Here is a 251-nt window from a genome sequence, read left to right on the forward strand (position 1 = left end):
GTGTTTCTGGCCGTGGTGAATTACACCTAGGTATCTTAATCGAAAATATGCGTCGTGAAGGTTACGAGCTTGCTGTATCTCGTCCAGAGGTAATTTTGCGTACTGTTGACGGTGTATTAGAAGAACCGTTTGAAACAGTAACAATTGACTGTCAAGAAGAGCATCAGGGTTCTGTAATGGAGCAAGTTGGCCTACGTAAAGGTGAGCTTACTAACATGTCTCCAGATGGCAAAGGCCGTATGCGTTTAGAC

General features: G+C 44.2%; 1 pseudogene. It reads left to right on the forward strand.

What is annotated here, in order from left to right:
- Positions 1-251 (forward strand): annotated as a pseudogene (locus AAEY62_RS23670) (translational GTPase TypA); the annotation flags it as partial.

Origin of the sequence: Pseudoalteromonas sp. GW168-MNA-CIBAN-0100, from assembly GCF_040309225.1 — a bacterium.
GTDB lineage: Bacteria > Pseudomonadota > Gammaproteobacteria > Enterobacterales > Alteromonadaceae > Pseudoalteromonas > Pseudoalteromonas arctica.